This window comes from Rhizorhapis suberifaciens, assembly GCF_014200045.1.
Classification (GTDB): domain Bacteria; phylum Pseudomonadota; class Alphaproteobacteria; order Sphingomonadales; family Sphingomonadaceae; genus Rhizorhapis; species Rhizorhapis suberifaciens.
On record NZ_JACHOV010000007.1, the window covers coordinates 83,706 to 101,439 of the forward strand.

Sequence of the window (17,734 nt, forward strand, 5' to 3'; positions counted from 1 at the left end):
TCCTCACATCCTGTAGGAAGCGGTCAGCCCGGCCCGCAGCCCGTCATAATCGAACAGGTCCGCCGCCGCATTCCGCCGCTGATAATCTCCATCGAAACTCAGCTCGATCCGCCGGTTCAACGCATATCGAAGGCCCATTCCCAAGGCATAGTTGCGATCCGAACCGGGCGGGGTCACATCTGTAATAACCGGAGAGGGCGCGAACCGCCGCCGCCGCCAGCTTGCCCTTAGTTGGGCATCCACATGAACACTGACCGCATAATCCATGCTGAGGCTGAACTGATCCTGGCGGTAATAGCTGACATCCAGCCGGTTTGACGCTTCGACCGTCCGCATTGCCGCCAGGGCGAAGGCGGCCCGGCCGCCGGGTGTGAAACGCAGATCCCCGCCATAACTTGGCCCTTCGAAACCGCGCACGCCCGGCAGGTCTGGATCGACATGGATATAACCTGCCGACAAACTGCCCTTCAACCTGGCGCCAGCCTCGCGCTCCAGCTTCAGCATGCCTGAAATCACTCGAATGCCATCCTGCTGTCCGGAGGGGGAACGGCGATGAGGGTAGGACTGGTTGCTGACGCTCGCGAGCAACGACAGCCGCCCCAGCGAAGGCTGCGCATAGGCCAGCCCACCTGTCAGTGTCAGGCTATTAAGGTCCGACCGCCGCCGTTCAGCCTGGGCGTTACGCGATCTTCGATAGGACAGGGAAGCCGCTGGCGAGATGCCCACCGCCTTCCCGCATTGCAATGTTCCATCACCGCCCGCGACCTGCTCGACATTGCCGGGGACTGCGGAAAAATCGTCCGCCACTTCGCTTAACCGGCGTGCATAGGTTCCAGATGCTTCCATGACACAGCCGGCCATTCGCAGCCGAACCCCACCCGTTGCCGCGATGCGTTCGCTCTCCAGCTGTTTGTTGCGGGAATGAAATTCATAACCGACTTGGCTGTCGGCAAAAAAAGCATGTTGATCGAAGGGTAGGGCCGCGGTTGCGTGCAGCGAAGGCCGATATTCCATTTCCGTTCGCGCCAATCCCCGTAGAGCAGCTTGCGCCTTGCTGGATCGCGCCGCATTGCTATCGTAAATCGCCGATCCGCTCATCCGAAGCTCCAGGGATCGCTTTTCCCGATCCTGACCCAAAGCGATTTGCCCTGTGCACATCATAATCAGCCCCCCCAAGTGCGCCGCGCACAGGCAGCCCTGGCGTGAAATCGCCATCCCAAACCATTCCCCATGTTCACTATCTTCTCTTGTGCTCCCGCATAGGCAGAAGCCCAGTTCCAGCACCGCCCTTTGATTCCCGCCGCCGCGAGAACGCGCCCGTCAGGATCCGGCCTTAATCACCCGCCGGAAGGTCCCGGCAAAATTCCTCAGTTTCTCGGCAAAACGCGCTTCTCGCGAAGCTTCGTCCACCAACAGTCCCTCCACTCTTGGCGGCCTCCGCCCTGCAAGTAGCATGGCTGCAAAACGTGCCTTCACCAGCCGCTTACGCCGCGCCTGCGCCGGCTGCATCAGGATGATCTCCTGCTCGGCCAGCGTCGCGACGTCCAATCGCCCAGCGGCGACCGCCTTGTCCAGCAGAGTTCTCCCCACAGTGGATCGAACCATGATCAGGCTGCGTCCATCCAACTCCTCAAACTGAGGGTATCCGCTTTCTCCCCCATACCAGGCATCCGCGCAGGCAATGTCGGCCGCGCCGCCCACTGCGTCGGGGCAGATTTTGCAGCGGAACTGCACTTCCTTCGACAGATGATGGCCCCAGCTTAGCTCATAGGTCATCTCCGCCGTTCGCCCGTTTACGGCCCGCGCCGCTGCAAGGCCGGGCCAGCCATTGCCGCGATAACGGAACGACACCAGTTCCGCCCCGGCAAGGCCCATTTCGGTCAGAATATTGTCCGCCCCTCTGTGGCTCGGTATCCCGCCGCAGAAAAAGGACAGCTTCAACGGAATCTTCCGGTCCACGCGCTCGTCATGCTTGGCCAACTGCCGCAGCGCTGAAATGTCGCAAGGCTTGCCCACGAAAGCGAAGCATCCGCTTAACTCCAGTTCATCGACAATGGAGGCAAGTGGAGACGAAGCCGCATAGCGTGAACCTGCGGCTGAAATAATTTGATCCGCCGTGCGCGATACCACGATCCGATTACGCGTCGGAAATTTCGGATCGGCGGCCACTTGCACGACCCGGTCCACCAGGCCGCTTTCCAGCGCAAAGATCAGCAGCGCCGTTATTGCGCCTCCCGAAGAGCCCGCAAACCGTACTTTTTCGTCACGAGCATGGCCGGTCAATATGACCTCTGCCGGTCCCCAATAGGGCGAAGGCGGCAAATCTCCGCGCCAGGGCGCAACCTTGCTGCCGGGACAGCTGTCCGCGATGATCGCTTCAGCCTCGACGTTCACGGGTCCTTTTATTTGCGGGCGATTATATCCCGGCGGGGTCACGCTCATCTCAATAGCACTGCCAGCCACGCCGGCGCACAGCCCGCAACCCGAACAAAGATCGTCCCGCAGCACGCGTTCGACGGTGGGCGACTCTCTCATATCCTCGCCAGTTCCCCAGCCACCGCGAACTGCACACGCAGCTCATCGCGATAGGCGTTCAGCAAGGCCTCGATCTTGCCCATAGCTTGCCCGATCGCAGCCTGCATCTCCGGCCGCCGATCCAGTCCATCCACCAGGAAAGCGAGCGCCTCATCCGTCCCCATGCCCTTGACCGGCAGCAGAAAATCATAGTTCAGGGTTCCAAACAGCCCGCTGAACTTGCGGCTATAGGCGACCGGCACCACCGGCGTGCCCGATGAAAAGGCCGCGATACAGGCATGCATTCGGCCCGCTACCAGATAGTCCAGGCTGGAAATATAACTCTTCGCCTCGCACGGCCCAAAGAAGTCAGGAACCCGAATGGCGCCCGGAAATTCGGCGGCGAACCGGTCCGCCGCCTGCCCGTCATCATCCCCTCTATCCTGCAGCGAAGTTGCATGGGAGATCAGATGCACCTCCACATCCTTGCGGGTGGCCATTGCGCCCACAAAGCGACGCATCAACTCCGCATAATTCGCCTCAAGCTCAAAGCGGTTGCGCCCGCTCTCGGCCTCTTGAAGCAGCAGGCCTGACACATTCACGCCGACCCGCAACTTCTCACCGCCGCGCTCGGACGACCGATCCGTAAAAGGCAGAGCAAAGGCCACATCCACCGACTGCACCGCCCGCGCACTCGGAGCGAGCTTCGTCAGCACATCAAATGAGGTATGATCGCGCGCCATGACGCAGTCCGCTCGTTTCATCACCCAACGCGCCATCGCCCGATAGGGCTCCCGGGTGAACGGCCCAATGGTCTGTGGAGAGAGTATCAGCGGCACTCCGCGCACAAGAGACATGGCCTTGCTCAGCCACATGAACAAGAACCGCTTGAAGCCGTAAATGTCGGCAAAGCTGTCCCCGGCTCCTATGTCCAATATGCAATCCTGGGCGCCGATCACTGCCAGCGTTTCGCGTGGATCAACCAGCCGCCTGCTGTTCACCTCGTATAGCTGCGCCTCATCGGGATTGATATAGGCGCGCCCCTTGTCGGCCACGCCGATGATCGTGAAGGCGGGCGTCAGGCCCAATTCTTCGGCCACTTTCCGCGCAATCGCCATATTGGCGATAGTCAGCGCCCCGACCCCCAAATTACCCGATTTGCCGCTGTGCCAGAGCAAACCGATCTTCAATGTCTTGCCCGTCACTTTGCCCCGCATGTCCTTGCACAGCGCCGCACCCGCCCAGGAAGGAGGGGCTGTTCCGATTACCCGCCGGGCTTGCCGGATGCGGCGTCGCTCATCTCATAACCCGGCTGGTAGCGGATCTTGTCCTTGTGCTTCTTCATGATTTCCGCAAGCTGATTCTGCAGCGTATCCGAAATCCCCTTTTGCCGAAGATAGTTGAGGGCAAATCTTTGGGCCTCATCGGCTTGGACTGGTTCCGTACGGGTTTCGACGATGCGGTTCACCGTCAGCCCCTCAGCGGCCGGCAGGACAAAAATCTCTTCCGCGGGCAAGGCCAGTATTTGTTTCACCAGCGCAGGCTGCGCCTGCATCGCATCTAACGTTTCCCGCTCGCGGCGAAAGCGCACGCCATCGCGTTCGAGCATCGCCTGCACCTCCTCCAGCGTCGCGAGCGGTTTCAGCTTCTCCACCAGCACCTTGGGGTTCCGCGTCGGAATGCGAATCTGGTCCACTGAAAACAGCTTGCGCTGTGCGAACAGATCAGGATTATCGGCGGCATAGCGCGTCGCGTCCGCAGATGTGGGCTCGGGGAGGTGGCGCGTCATCGACCGCTGCAGCAATGTTTCCAGCGCCGCCTCTTCAGCCCGCTGCTTCAACAATCCGAAATCAGGGCTTTCATCCAGCTTCCGCGTCCGCGCCTCTCGCGCCAGAAGCTTGCGAGCAATAATCTGCTGCAATGCCGCCTGCCGCACCTTGTCGCCGTCGCCGCCAACCAGTCGCGCACCAATCAGGTCCGTTTCGGCGGCAACCTCCCGTTGAGTGATCTCAATCCCGTCGGCCACCGCAACCACCTGCCCCTTGGGCGCAGCCTCCGCCTCGTCTTTTCCGCAGCTCGATATGCACCCGACTCCGGCGATCAGGAGGGCAAGGCGCAAACCCCTTGTAAACATTAGAATCTCTCCAAATGCGTTCTGTCGATTCACCATATGGTCAAAAGCTGTGCTACACAGCCGCGACCTCAGCCGATTTGGCGGCATCCGTCGGGGATCGGAATGTTGCAGAAAAAAGTACAAATGGCCGCAAACATGCTAATGCGCCGGGCATATGCCAGGAACGGGACCTGCGAAGAGGGCTTGAAGGCCAGAAGCATGCAGAACACGGCCCCAAAGATATGCCTTGCCGGATCGGGCGGCGGGCATGTGCGTCAGCTCCTTGACCTGGAGCCGGCGTGGCGCGGCCTCGACTCTTTCTTCATTACAGAGGACACCGCACTCGGCAAAAGCCTGGCCGAACATCATCGCTGCGCTTTTGTGGCGCATGTCGCCATGGGGCAGGCGCGACTGGGCGCGCCTTTCCAGATGCTTTGGAACGGCTTGCGGAACTTCTGGCAATCGGCCGCCATCATCCTCAAGGAACGGCCGCAGATGATGATAACCACCGGCGCTGGCGCGATGTTCTTCGCGATGCTGTGGGCGCGGTTGCTGGGGGCTCAGATCGTTCTCATCGACTCCTTCGCCCGGTTCGAGCGGCCGTCGCTCTTCGCCCGCATCGCCGCTCCGCTCGCTCATCACAGGATCGTTCAGTCAAAGGCGCTCGCGGACTATTGGCCCCGAACGCATATTTTCGACCCATTGAAACTTCTCGACGGCAACCGCCCCGAAAAACAACCGCTGCTGTTCGCCACGGTCGGTGCGACCCTGCCTTTCGATCGCCTGGTACAAAGCGTCGCGGCGTTGAAGGCATCTGGTCATATTCCTGAACGAGTGATCCTGCAGGTCGGCAAAGGCGCTCGCAAGCCGCCGCCGATGGAAGGCGTGGAAATCGTCGAAACCCTTTCCTTCGGGCAGGTCCAGAAACTGCTTCACGATGCCGACATCGTCGTCTGCCATGGCGGCACCGGATCGTTGATCACCGCGCTGCGGGCCGGATGCCGGGTCATATCCATGCCGCGCCTGTTCCAGCGGGGCGAACATTATGACGATCATCAGGCCGAAATCACCGAGGCTTTTGTTGCCCGTGGCCTTATCTGGTCCGCGAACTCGGTAGACGAGTTGAAGACTGCCCTCGCCGACGCCCGTACCGCCACACCCCGCATGGCGACCACCGATCCTGCCGAACTGATCGCCTATCTCAACGGACTTCTAGAGCCATTGGCCGCCTGACATAGGCAGTAGCAATTGGCCGCCCCCGCTTATCCCTGACCGCGGCAATCGGCCTATATTGCTGGTGAAGCTTCGCCCGTACCAGCTTCTGCGTCGCCAGATTGGGTTGGTGAAAACCGAAGGCGCCATCTACTATGACAGCGGGGTCTGTGGTCAATATGCGGCTGGTTTCCTTGACCGGATCAGCGCCAAGGCCGCTCGCTTCTGTTCGGATAGACAGATGATTGGGAAAGGCGAAGCGCGTCGGAATGCAGGCATGCGTAAGCTGATACAGCACCACCGGTCCGTGATAGACATAAAGACATTCGCCCTGGCCCAGATGACGCCGAATGGTTCCGGCCATCGCCTCGATCTGTGCTGCTACCGGCGCGCTGTCACGCAACCGCCGCTCATATAACCCGACATTATCGAGCGACAGGTTCATCAGCCATATTGCAACGGCATAGCCCGGCACATTTCCCCGTGCGGCATAACCGGTCATCAGGCTCCCCATGGGAGCCATGACCAGTGCATAATGCGGATAGGCGGCACTCAGTGCGGCGAACGCGGCCCATCCCGATAAAAGCCAGCCCAACAGGAACAGGGTCGAAACCCACAAACCCTTATCCCGCCGGAACAGGCACTGCCCCAGCGCCAATATCGCTGCCACAGCGAAGGGCCGGCCGAACTCCCGACCTATATCTGCAATGCGGGCGACGACCGCACCCGCCCGATCGGGTGCCTTTTCAAAGATCGAAAAGATGTTGGCGAACATCCACTGGTCCAGAAAACCCATCGCCCAATAGCTCAGCACCACCAGCATTGTCGGCAACAGCGCCAACCCGACCCAGATGATCGCCAACCTCCGCACCTGTTTCCACCGCAGCCCCGCCCGCCAGGCAGCCCAAAGCAACGCCAGTCCCAGAAATCCCCCCGGCAGCACCGCCGTCGGTTTGATCTGTATCGCCAGCCCGCAAAGAAGCATCGCCAGCCCGCCAACCAGCGCAAAGCGCCTAACATCGACGTTTTCCCTCGGCGTCCGGGCAACTACCAATCCGTGCACCAACCATCCAGCGGCCACGACGAACAAATTCAGGAAGACCTCGGCCTGACCGCCAAAGCCCAGATGGCTGACCAGCAGCCCATTATAGAGGAGGACCCCCACGACTGCGCCGATCCAACCCGACCAGCGCAATATCCACATGGCCAATATTCCGCTCGTCGCCGCCACGGCCAGCAACGCAACAATCTGGTATTGAACGATGCCTTCTCCGCCCAGCAGCCTGATGCCCACAAAAAGCAGGAACAACCCCACAGGCTTTCGGTCCCAGATCTCGACATAGGGCACCGCGCCTCGATTCAGCAGGTGATCGCCGACCAGCAGGTAGAATTGCTCATCGGCATGGGCGGCGATATCGCCGATCCCTCCCCAACGTATTGCAATTGTTAGCGCCACTGCGAGCAGGAATGCGGCAACGGCGGTAAACCGCTCCCGCTCCTGCATCATTTCCTTTTCCAGGTCAGCACCGATGAGGTTGCATAATTCCACACCACGCCGATAGCCGCCCCGGCTATACCGGCGAGCACCCACATCCGGCTCTGGTCATAGACAATCTCGCCCACGCCGACATTGCCAATGGCTCCGACCGCACAGACGGCATAAAAGGTCAGCAGCCCTCGCACCAACTGCCAGCCCCGCAACTGCATGTCGCGATAGGTCAGCACATTGTTGAGCACGAAGTTGAACGTCATTGCCACGAACACCGCCAGCGACTGCGCATGGCGGAAATCCTGCCCTCCGATATTGAGCGTCAGCCCCAACACCGCCAAATGGATCAGCAGACCAACGCCGCCGACGGCCGCGAACATCAGGAACCTTATGGGAAGGAAATGGCCGAACATCTTTTCCAGCAGCAGGACCAGAAATTCCTGTCCTACCTTGGCGTCAAGCTTGCTTTCGCCTGCCTCCCGGCTTCGAAAGGTATAAGGCACCTCGGCCACGCGCAGGGTCTTGGGTGAGGATGCCAGCAGGTCTAGCATGATCTTGAACCCAACATTGGACAGGTTGGGCAGCGCCGCCTCGAAGGCTTTCCGGCTAACCGCGAAAAATCCGCTCATTGGGTCGCTGACCTGCGTACCTATCGCCTTTTGCGTCAGCCAGGTGGCCGCGCGGGAAATGTTCGCGCGGCGCTGATCCCAATCGCCGGTCGACCCTTCACCGGAATAACGCGTTCCGATTGCGATATCCGCCTCTACCTTCAGGATCTTGTCGATCATGCAGGGAAGTGCGCTTTCATCATGCTGCATGTCGCCATCGACTACCGCCAGCACGGGAGCAGCGCTCGCCAGCATCCCCTCGACCACCGCCGAAGACAGTCCGCGCCGCCCTACGCGCTGCACGCAGCGGACACGCGGATCGAGGAGCGCGAATTCCCGAACCTTGGCCGCCGATCCATCTGGCGAACTGTCGTCCACGAATAGGACTTCCCACACATAGCCGCTCAGCACCTTCGCCAGCCGCTCCAGCAGCGGCGCGACATTGTCCGCCTCGTTGAACACAGGCACAATGACTCCGACCTGCAATGCGCGTGTTCCAGCCTGCATGGCTACCCCTGAATAACTCAGAGTTGGCCCTAGAGCATCATGCGGCGCAAGGGAAGCTCAGGCTGCGGCCGGTACGGAACGCACATGAGCGGCCGAAAGCCATCGGCGCATTGGATTCTCGAACCAGAAATAGGATAGATACGCCAGTGGAAGCACCAGCAGCCCACACAGCGCTATGGCCGCATTACCGCTAAGGCCAGCGCTGGTGAAGATGGGAAAACCAACCGTCCTCACCAATGGGTGGAGCATGTAGATGCCATAGGTCAGCGCCGCCAACGGAGCAATCATTGCGGGGATGCGCCGCTCCTGCGCACCCCAATCGGCGGCAAAGGCGATAGCCACCAGCGCATAGGTGAGGCCCAGCATCACCTCCCGGCACGCCTCCACTACTATTCCCGCCCCGAAGAGGATCAGCGTCCCTATGAGAACCGCATCTGCGAAGGGTATTTTCGCGAGCTGATCTCTGAACGCCCAAAGGCTCATTCCGACGAGGAATCCGGGAACAGCCCGCACGACTCCCAGGCCATAGGTAAGCTTGTGCCAGGGTTCCTCCCCCGGAAACCAGGCCTCGACCATGCCAAGCCCCACGATCCAGCCAAACGCAATTAATGCCGGCAATGCCTTGTGCAATCGCGCGAGCTTCAGGAATAGCGGAAAGAACAGGTAAACCGTCATTTCCGCGCCGATAGACCAGCTCACATGATTGAAGCTGTGCCCGGAACAAAGGCCATGCGCCTGAAGGAACAGCAATTGTGTGCCCACGCATTCAGGCCGGAATTTGTCCGCTTCCCAAAATTCATATCCTGACCACATCGCCAGGCTTCCCGCGCTGAAATAGAATAGGAAAGTCGCATAATGCAGCGGCGCCAGTCGGGCGAACCGCCGCCTCAGGAACGCGCCGAACTCCAACCGCCCCTCATAGGCGCAGCTGATGACGATCCCAGAGATCACGAAAAACAAATCGACTGCGAAGGTCAGATTGCCAAAGCCGGTCATCGCCCAGCCGGGTCCGGAGGCGAATGTCCATTGGTTTCGGAAATGATAGACGACCACCAGCACCGCCGCCAGGAACCGCAGCGAGTCCAGCCGGAGCAGGAGGCTGCTTTCGCTCCTCAACCCAAGATAGGATGGCCGCACGATCAATCCGATGTCGCCGCAGTTGCTCGCGCCTGCAATTTCCCGAACAGCACCCCAGCCATTCGCACTGGTCGTATCCGGTGCACAGCCATGCCCGTCGCCATCGCGACCAGTACCGTCAGCGGCGCGTCATCGATGCCGAGCTTATATTTCATCACATGCAATGGCAGGACATGAACCAGGTAGATGGTAAAGCTCGCCGCCGATACCTGCGTCACAAGTCGCGCGACTAGGGGAGGAAGAGGAACACGCGGCACATAGAGCAAGGCAATGATCGCCGCTAGCAACCAGGGCAGGCGGAACTGTCCCACCGCCTCATAGTCCCAACCGCCCAGGGCGGGCGCGGCCACATGAACCGCTGCGAAACCGCATGTCACCCCCACCGCCGCCAGCTTCTGCCCGGGCCGTTTGGCAAAAAACAGCAACCAGCCGCAAGCGATCAGCGGCAGGACCGCGTCAGGGGTCATGTTCTGTAAATGGCTATGGTGGAAAAGCGCAAAGGTCACCACCTTCAGCGCCGCCGCCGCCCCAAGGAACCACAGCCCGAACTCGAACGGATCATCCGCCGCAACCATTCTCACGCGCTTCGACCTGAACAGCAGCGCGATCAGCACCATGCTCTGGAACAGCGCGTCCATGAACCAATAGGGCGTCAACAGGGACTGGAACCGCCCCTCGAAATTGCTGAGCAGCAGGAAGGAACTTGCCGGCAAATCGCGGTAGAATAACCCATAGGCCCAAAGGATCAGACAATAGGGCAGAATGATCCTGCGCAGAACGGACAGCAACACGTCAAGGGATTGCCCGCCCGTCAAGCGTGCGAAATTGAACCGCGCCAGGCTGAAACCCACCAGCAGCATCAGCACATCCGCGCCGCCGCCGAAATGCCATTGCGTCCCCGAACTCGCATGATTGGCGACCACGCCGGTAATGGCGACGGCCCGGATCAGCGTCTCTGAATCATAAGGCTTCAGGCCCTTTGCGGGCGCCGCCTGTGGGATTAGCGCGTCAATGTCACTTACGGTGAGATTTTCCCACCCGTCCGGCAAATATCCCAATCGCCGATCCAGCTCGCTCGACACCGCGACATAAGACAGGCTGTCGCCCTCCAGTGAGACGAAGCTGTCCTCCTGCGCAATCTGTTGCCGGCCCAGCAAAGCCTTGAACGTTTCGGCAAAGCTTTCCTCGCGGACAGTCGGCGGCACCAGGACGCGCCTTTCCTCCGCTGCCCGCAGGATCGAGGGATAGTCCGTCTTGCCCGAGGAGAGGCGCGGCCATTCCTCCACCATCGACACATCGAACAAAGCCGCTGGAAACCCGTAGGTCTGCCCCAGCTCTCGCGCGATTTCATCAGGATTGCTTTGGCCCCGGCAGGCCACTGCGATCAGGCCGTCATGGCCGGCAACCGCTGCCGCCATTCCTTTCGCGGCCAGCGCCACCTCTATTTCGTCCAGGCTGACGCGGACACCAAACGGCTTGGCAAAACGACTGCGTCGTCCCACGATCTTATAGAGATTGTCCCGACGCTCCGCCAAATCGCCGGTGTGGAGCGCATCTACCTCCTCGCCCTTCACCAGATCATCGCGGTTGGCGGCATAGCCCATCATCACATTGGGGCCGCGATAAACCAATTCGCCGGCTACTCCCTGGGCCCCAATTTTCCGACCCTGCTCGTCCACCAGTTCGAAGGAGCCGCCCGGCACTGGCACGCCGATGCAGTCGGGATTGTCGAGCAACCGCTCAGGGGGCAGCCAGGCCATGCGCGGACCGGCCTCGGTCTGCCCGTACATTACATAAAGAAGGCGTCCGGTCTCAATCGCCCACTGACCATATCGAGTTACCAGCTCCGGCGACAACCGTCCGCCGGCCTGGGTGATATAGCGCAGGGACGGCAGGTCCATTGCCCTTAACCCCACCGCCTCCAACAGTTCAAAACTATGCGGCACGCCCGCCAGACTGGTGACTTGTTCCTGCTGGACCAGCGCCCAGAATTCCGGATCAGTCAGACTGCGCCCGGTAAGCACCACAGCCGCCCCGCACGCCAGATGCGAATGCAGCACCGAAAGGCCGTAGCTATAATGCAACGGCAGAGAACTGATGGCCCGCTCATCCGAGCAAAGCCCCAGATATTCCATGATCGAAAGCGCGTTGGCATGCACGGCACGGCTCGAGAGCCGCACCATCCGCGTCGCTCCTGTCGATCCTGAGGTCGAAAGGCACAACGCCAGGTCGGGGTGGACGATTCCCGCCGCAGCGCGGCCATTCGGATAGCTGACGTCATCAGCCGAAACACAGATATCGGGCGCATATGTCTCGATTATCTTCGCCGCTTTTCCATTGAAGTCGTCGCCAGTCAGAATGACGGCATGGCCTGCCCTCAGCGCCGCGAGATAGCGGACGACGCTCTCGACATCATTGGCGATACGAACCAGGACCAGCCGCTTGGCCGTGCCCAGCCATTCATGGGCGAACGCATCGGCGTGACATGCGAGTTCAGCGTAGGAAAGCCGTTCCCCCATTTCGCCGATCAGCGCGATATTGTCGCCAAAATCCTGAAGCCTGGCGGCGAAGGTCATCCCATTGCCTGTGCAATCCGGTGCGATTTTACCGCTCCCGGGGTCCTGTTCAGCGCGCGGATGTTGCACAGCCGTCGCCCAATTACAAGCCGCCCGCGCTCATCTGCCCGGAAGCCGGCACCATTGGGCTTGTATCCCAGGCTGTCTCACCGATATGGCCGTCCAATTCCTGCACCGCCAAAATCACGTCATCCAAAGTCACTTTGTCAGCCGCTCTGTCGATCGCCAAAAGTCCGGAATGATGGGCGAGCAGCGTTGCGATATAGGGATAGCCATGGGCCATGAAGCGGATGCGGGACCGGGCCTCGGCGCTGAAGGCAAGGCCGCTTTCCGCCTCTCCGATGCCAATCATCTCCTCGATTTCTTCATCGCCCATGCGCGGTAATTCAAGGCTCAGGACATTGCGGCGAATGGAAGGAAGGTGCTCGACCAGTTCTGCGAAGTTGGCTGCCACCCCGGCGACGACAAGCTGCACGCGAGCGCAGCGGTCGGACAGATTCTTGATCAGCTCCGCAACGGCCCGACGGAACTCACGAGAAGTCGCACGGTCGAATTCGTCGAGCATCAGAATCAAGCGGGCGCCAGCCGTCGCGGCCAATAACTCCGACACTGATCGTGGCGACAACATAGCGTGGGCAGCCATGTCAAGCAGCGTGCCTCCCTCTTCCACCGCTTGATCGGCAGGTGTAATGCCGCCGTGATAAAGCTGAGGTATCTGCGCTAAAATCGATCTAAACAGTTCATCAAAGCCGGTCCCGGCATCGCAACTTTCATACAGCACGACATAACCGGCCTCTCGGGCGGTCTCAGCCAACACATGCAACAGCGATGTCTTGCCGATGCCGCGGTCGCCGTAGATGACGGCATGCAGCCTCTGGTCCTCGATAGCGCCGATCAATCGCCCCAGCGCTTTCGTCCGGCCCGCAAACCGCTCCCGCCTCTCGATTGGCTGAGCGGGTGTAAAGGCCCCGCGCAACTTGATCCGCATGCGATCATCCCTGTCGGTCTCATGCGGGCGAAACTGATGGCGGACATTGCTCCGAAAGCGGGGCAAGAAGCGGTCGGGTTTGTCCGGGCGGTCCGCTCCCGACTCCTGCCCCCGCCATTCCGTTCCAAGCGCCTGTACTTCCTCCGAATGCTCTTTCCGGCTACGCGGTTTGAACCAGTACAAGCTTATCTCCATCCATTAGAATGACCCGAACCCCCGACTGCCAAGGCCAAGAGGGCCCCGACGCCGCTTGCACAGAGACTTCGCGGACCGCTCATCGCGTTCCGGTCGCCATAAACGGCTTCAGGACCAGCCAGGTATAAGCGGCCGTCGCAGCCAGCACCGCAACCGCCGCCCCATTCATGCCTTCATTGCCGAAATAATTGGCCACCGCGCACCCAATGCTGGGCGGCAGATAATGCCAGATGCTATCCACCTCCGGACCCTCGTCGGTGGAGCGCTGCAGGAAAAGCACGATAAGAGCCGCGAACAGCCCGATCGTCACCCAGTCATATATCGTGCTCATCTAAGCCTCGCCGCACAGCCAATCGCCATACGGCTGAAAAGCCGTCAATCAGCCGATTCTTGCAAGGCAATCAATATGCATTTCGGTGCATGATGACCCGCACGGTCAGCAAGATGATGTAGATATCCCGCCATAGGGTCCAGCCGCTCAGATATTCCAGATCGGATTCCAGCCGATTGGTGAGATCGCTGTGCAGGTCTGTCGAGCCGCGATAGCCGCGCACCTGTGCCAGTCCGGTCAGCCCCGGCTTGGTGGCATGGCGATACCAGTAACGAAGGTCCACATCCCAGAACAGGGCTCCGCCGGCACGGGAGCCAAGCGCGTGGGGGCGAGGGCCGACCAGGCTCATTTCGCCCCGAAGCACGTTCCAGAGCTGCGGCAACTCATCAATGCTGGTGCTGCGAATGAACTGCCCCACCCGAGTGATTCGATCATCGTCGCGCTGCGTCGAAACATTGCCGTTATCGTCACATTTATCGGCTCGCATGCTACGGAATTTATAAACAAGGAACAGCCGATTGCCGCGCCCAAGCCGCTCCTGCTTGAAGAAGACACCGCCTTGGCTTTCCAGCTTGATGGCGATGGCGACGATCAACATCACAGGTGACAGCGCGACCAGCACTGGCACCGTTATCGCCAGATCCAGCATCCGCTTCATAATCCGGTGCCTCAGGCTCAATGCGCCCGCCGACACTTTGAAAGTGGGTCCCCCCTCGAAACGACCGACCTCGCTAACCCCAATTTCCGCCATTTCGGGTGCATTGACTTCGCCAGGGACGCCGGCGCTCTGCAGAACCATGGTCCATTCCTCGCGCCGTTCCTTCGAGCAGACGACGACTACCCGGTCGGCGCTGTGCATCAGCCTGCCCAGCTTGTCGAGCATCAGCGGATTGCGCACGTCCGGCGACAATCCAAGATAATCCGCCTCATAGACAAGGCTGTATGGATCGGTCGATGCAAAGGGCACGTCATCGACAATGATGACCTCATTGATCAGGCTTTGACTGAAATTCCTCCGGACAAAGCGTACGAAGATGGTTCGGGCAATGATGATCGCGCCCATGCTGGTCGCAACGCCCATGCCGAACACGGCGCGAGACAAATCGGTCGACGCCTTGAGGTAGAAGGCCAGGAAGATCAGCGTCGCCCCGGCGAAGACGAGCGAAAGGACCGATCGCAAAATGCCAAGCGACGCGTCTTTCAGCGCCTCAATATCATAGGCATTGCTGTTGATGGCGATCCCCGCAAACACTGGCACAAGCGCTAAGGAGGCAGCCAAGTTGTTGAGGTTCAGAATACCGTTATGGCGGATAAGGTTGGATCCCACGAAGCCCAGAAGAACGGCCGCAATATCGGTCAGAAACAGCGCTACGTATAAGAACAGGCGAACCCGTTCGTCGGCCCGAAAAATCGCCTCGCGGCGATTACCGGCGGGAAAAGGCGTATCGAGACCTTGGGCAACCCTTAGCTTCGCACTATGCAAATTCACGCAAAACTCCCTGGATCAGACATTGCGTTGGGCATGGCGACTCCAGGTGCGGGTTACGGACGTCGGCCAGTCCCCGATCCTTGGCTAACCGCTAATACAAGCCCAAGCATGTTGCAAGTGCGTAACCAGCCCAAACACTGGCTCTCGACAAGCCCCCAAGGAGGCGTCTGGTCGCATCAAAGTCCCAGATTTGCGGCGGAAAGAGACCGCCCCGCGCCGGATCGAAGAAGCGGCGCGGGGCGTTGAAACTATTGCGAGGGAGGCTGAAAGTTTCAGCCGGATCGGATGGATTTTCCCATTAGGGTTAGAGGCTGAAGTCATCCGCGCTGAGGGACGTGACGCTGGTCGCGCACAGCGTGAAATCGGCCAGTCCATCGCCATTTACATCGCCGCAGATATAGGCGTTGCCCCCTTCCACAGCATAGCGGAGCTGCCCCGCTTCCGCCGAAAAGGCCGCGGTCCCTACAAAGCTGAACTTGTCGTTGATGGCCGTCCCGCTATTGGCGTCCAGCATGGCAAGGAGAATTTTGTCGCCCTGAACAGCGGAGAAATCGGCGATCACATCCACGCCGGCCCCGTTGCTCAGCAGATGATCGGGCCGATAACTGAACTGGTCTGCGCCGGTTCCGCCATACAGCCGGTCAGCGCCCAGCCCTCCTTCGATCAGGTCGTCACCCGCCCCGCCATAAACGATGTCGTCGCCGTCGCCTCCATAAAGCAGGTCGTTTCCGTCGCCGCCCTGAATGCTGTCCTTGCCGGCATCGCCATAGAGGCGGTCCTTTCCTGCTCCGCCACTGATCGTGTCATTCCCGGCCGCGCCATAGATCAGATCGTCGCCGCCCAGGCCATTTTGAACATTGGCCGCATCATTACCGCGGATCGTGTTGGAAAGCTCGTTGCCCGTCCCCGCAACGGCTCCGGTCATCAGCCGCAGATTTTCGACATTGGCCCCCAGCGTATAGTCGACCTTCGCCTGCACCTCGTCGGTTCCGCCGCTCGCTGCCTCCAATACACGGTCCAACTTGTTGCTGATGCTGTAAACATCATCCCCAGTTCCGCCCTCCAGTAGATTGGCATGCAGGCTCGATGCACCGCCGCCAGTAAGAATGTCGTTCCCGGCCCCGCCCTGGACATGGGTGGAACTGCCCGCGACCACCCCCAGTTTGTCAATGCCGGACGTCCCGATGACATCGGACGCGTAGGAAATCGCCGCGGTTTTCAGGTCATAGCTCGAAATGAAATCGGTGGGCAGGTCATCCCAAAGCTGCTGATGCGTATCGATCCAGGTCTTCAACAGGTCCGTCCCAGTACCCGTCACCGGGCCGGTCGTGCTGTTATCAATATTCTGGGTATAACCGACATTGTTGAGGACGTAAGAAGATGCCGCATTGCCCGTCAATTCGACGCCGGTGCTATTTTCGATCCGCATCCAACTCTTCTGGTCGCCAAAGGCCGCCACCACATTGTCCCTCATGATCAGTCCATTGGCGTTGCCGACCGAAATGCCGTTATACATGCCGCCCAGAACGATGTTGTCACTGATCGTGACATGCTGATAGGGCCGGTCGCCGCCGCTCTGGTCGCGCAGGAATATGCCCTGGATAATGCCGCCCTGCCCACGCTCCACCACATTGCCGGTGATCGTGATGTTGCTGGCCGATGTGGTGGTATTGGTCGTCCAGATCTGAATGGCGTCCGGATGATCCGCTCCGACAGGATAGAAGTCGGTGAAATGATTGTCCGAAATCACCAGATCGTTCGTTCCCCCGCCCCGGACGCCATCGCTGCGGACCGTGCGGAAGCTGTTGCCGGAAATGGTAATGGCGGCGCTGTCGAGGAAGTTTACTGCGTGATGGAGTTCCTCGAACGAGGAGTCCGTGACGCTCACGTTCTGGCTGGCTCGGATCATCATTGCCATCGCCTCGTTCGCTGCGTCCCCATCCTTCAGGCCATGGACATCGAGCTTTGAAAAATGGATGTCCGACGACGTCCCAACGGTGATCGGAAAATATTTGTCGGCCGGGCTTAGTGCGAACTCGATGCCTTCAAAGGAAAGACCCGAGCTGGCCGTAATTTTCAGTCCTGAAAGCACCGCCGCCTGATTGGGATCGGCCGAGCTGATGGTGACACCGCTCGCAAAATGAACGCCGCTCAGCGACACCTTACCGTAATTGCCTGACGCAAGCTGAATGACATCGCCGTCAGCTGCGTTTTTTACCGCGCTCAACAAGGCGGAGGATGAAGAAACCGTGATGGTAGCCATGGATTTATTCCCGGGCTTCACGATCCCAGCGGATGTCAATTCATCGGCTTTCAGACCAATCGCGAAGCTGTCCCCGGAATAGCGCTCGTCACTTAGAGCCCCGTTAACCTTATCTATTAACAAAGCGCAAAAACCCTTCGCAATTTGACCGCCGCCCACGGCCCAGAGCCCCGTTGCCGCGACGCCGAAAAGGACAAGGAATAAAAGGAAACTTCGCCTGAATCGCATGTGCCGGTGGCTATGGCAGCATCGCTCAAGGGAGGCTCGTCCCGCTTCACCCAAAACGGAACAATTTTATTCAGGGATCGGGGC

General features: G+C 59.9%; 13 protein-coding genes. 1 reads left to right on the forward strand and 12 read right to left on the reverse strand.

Going from position 1 to position 17,734, the window contains the following annotated elements; all coding sequences use genetic code 11:
- Nucleotides 1-3: 3 nt before the first annotated feature.
- From HNQ99_RS10180 to HNQ99_RS10195, 4 genes are all read right to left on the reverse strand, one after another.
- On the reverse strand, nucleotides 4-1,098 hold the full coding sequence (locus HNQ99_RS10180) for an outer membrane beta-barrel protein (protein WP_184475545.1): 1,095 nt from the start codon (nucleotides 1,096-1,098) through the stop codon (nucleotides 4-6).
- Between the two features lie 222 nt (nucleotides 1,099-1,320).
- The gene (locus HNQ99_RS10185; protein ID WP_184475546.1) at nucleotides 1,321-2,535 is read right to left on the reverse strand and encodes a Coenzyme F420 hydrogenase/dehydrogenase, beta subunit C-terminal domain; all 1,215 of its coding nucleotides are present in this window, start codon (nucleotides 2,533-2,535) and stop codon (nucleotides 1,321-1,323) included.
- Nucleotides 2,532-3,731 (reverse strand): polysaccharide pyruvyl transferase family protein, encoded by a 1,200-nt coding sequence (locus tag HNQ99_RS10190; RefSeq protein WP_184475547.1) that lies wholly within the window; start codon nucleotides 3,729-3,731, stop codon nucleotides 2,532-2,534. The genes HNQ99_RS10185 and HNQ99_RS10190 overlap by 4 nt, the downstream gene beginning before the upstream one ends.
- 47 nt (nucleotides 3,732-3,778) lie before the next feature.
- Nucleotides 3,779-4,648, reverse strand: coding sequence for a peptidyl-prolyl cis-trans isomerase, EpsD family (locus HNQ99_RS10195; RefSeq protein ID WP_184475548.1), 870 nt, complete (start codon nucleotides 4,646-4,648; stop codon nucleotides 3,779-3,781).
- 198 nt (nucleotides 4,649-4,846) lie between these two features.
- Between HNQ99_RS10195 and welK the strand changes: the two genes are divergently transcribed.
- Nucleotides 4,847-5,860 (forward strand): beta-1,4-glucuronosyltransferase WelK, encoded by a 1,014-nt coding sequence (gene welK / locus HNQ99_RS10200; protein ID WP_184475549.1) that lies wholly within the window; start codon nucleotides 4,847-4,849, stop codon nucleotides 5,858-5,860.
- On the opposite strand, the gene HNQ99_RS10205 is transcribed toward welK, so the two are convergent.
- The 8 genes from HNQ99_RS10205 to HNQ99_RS10240 all read right to left on the reverse strand — a co-directional run bounded on the left by HNQ99_RS10205 (nucleotide 5,829) and on the right by HNQ99_RS10240 (nucleotide 17,422).
- A complete protein-coding gene (locus HNQ99_RS10205; protein ID WP_184475550.1) occupies nucleotides 5,829-7,430 on the reverse strand; it encodes a hypothetical protein in 1,602 nt (533 codons plus the stop codon). The genes welK and HNQ99_RS10205 overlap by 32 nt on opposite strands.
- Nucleotides 7,343-8,443 carry a glycosyltransferase family 2 protein gene (locus HNQ99_RS10210; protein WP_184475551.1) on the reverse strand — a complete coding sequence of 367 codons (1,101 nt, stop codon included), beginning with the start codon at nucleotides 8,441-8,443 and terminating at the stop codon, nucleotides 7,343-7,345. Before HNQ99_RS10210 ends, HNQ99_RS10205 begins: the two co-directional genes overlap by 88 nt.
- Nucleotides 8,444-8,500: 57 nt before the next feature.
- Nucleotides 8,501-9,580, reverse strand: a complete 1,080-nt coding sequence (locus HNQ99_RS10215; protein WP_184475552.1) for an acyltransferase family protein — start codon at nucleotides 9,578-9,580, stop codon at nucleotides 8,501-8,503.
- A gap of 2 nt (nucleotides 9,581-9,582) precedes the next feature.
- A complete protein-coding gene (locus HNQ99_RS10220) occupies nucleotides 9,583-12,156 on the reverse strand; it encodes an AMP-binding protein (protein WP_184475553.1) in 2,574 nt (857 codons plus the stop codon).
- A gap of 82 nt (nucleotides 12,157-12,238) precedes the next feature.
- A complete protein-coding gene (locus tag HNQ99_RS10225; RefSeq protein WP_184475554.1) occupies nucleotides 12,239-13,327 on the reverse strand; it encodes an ATP-binding protein in 1,089 nt (362 codons plus the stop codon).
- A 91-nt stretch (nucleotides 13,328-13,418) separates the two neighbouring features.
- Nucleotides 13,419-13,670 carry an XrtV sorting system accessory protein gene (locus HNQ99_RS10230; protein WP_184475555.1) on the reverse strand — a complete coding sequence of 84 codons (252 nt, stop codon included), beginning with the start codon at nucleotides 13,668-13,670 and terminating at the stop codon, nucleotides 13,419-13,421.
- A gap of 70 nt (nucleotides 13,671-13,740) precedes the next feature.
- Complete coding sequence (locus HNQ99_RS16655) at nucleotides 13,741-15,159, reverse strand: sugar transferase (protein ID WP_322790357.1); 1,419 nt, start codon at nucleotides 15,157-15,159, stop codon at nucleotides 13,741-13,743.
- 304 nt (nucleotides 15,160-15,463) lie between these two features.
- Entirely contained in the window at nucleotides 15,464-17,422 is a 1,959-nt protein-coding gene (locus tag HNQ99_RS10240; protein WP_184475556.1) for a right-handed parallel beta-helix repeat-containing protein, read from the reverse strand.
- Nucleotides 17,423-17,734 lie beyond the last annotated feature (312 nt).

Coding starts and splice junctions, on each gene's coding strand:
- HNQ99_RS10180 (WP_184475545.1), bottom strand. CDS start 1,098: ATGAGCGGATCGGCGATTTACGATAGCAATGCGGCGCGATCCAGCAAG.
- HNQ99_RS10185 (WP_184475546.1), bottom strand. CDS start 2,535: ATGAGAGAGTCGCCCACCGTCGAACGCGTGCTGCGGGACGATCTTTGT.
- HNQ99_RS10190 (WP_184475547.1), bottom strand. CDS start 3,731: ATGCGGGGCAAAGTGACGGGCAAGACATTGAAGATCGGTTTGCTCTGG.
- HNQ99_RS10195 (WP_184475548.1), bottom strand. CDS start 4,648: ATGTTTACAAGGGGTTTGCGCCTTGCCCTCCTGATCGCCGGAGTCGGG.
- welK (WP_184475549.1), top strand. CDS start 4,847: ATGCAGAACACGGCCCCAAAGATATGCCTTGCCGGATCGGGCGGCGGG.
- HNQ99_RS10210 (WP_184475551.1), bottom strand. CDS start 8,443: ATGCAGGCTGGAACACGCGCATTGCAGGTCGGAGTCATTGTGCCTGTG.
- HNQ99_RS10220 (WP_184475553.1), bottom strand. CDS start 12,156: ATGACCTTCGCCGCCAGGCTTCAGGATTTTGGCGACAATATCGCGCTG.
- HNQ99_RS10230 (WP_184475555.1), bottom strand. CDS start 13,670: ATGAGCACGATATATGACTGGGTGACGATCGGGCTGTTCGCGGCTCTT.
- HNQ99_RS10240 (WP_184475556.1), bottom strand. CDS start 17,422: ATGGCTACCATCACGGTTTCTTCATCCTCCGCCTTGTTGAGCGCGGTA.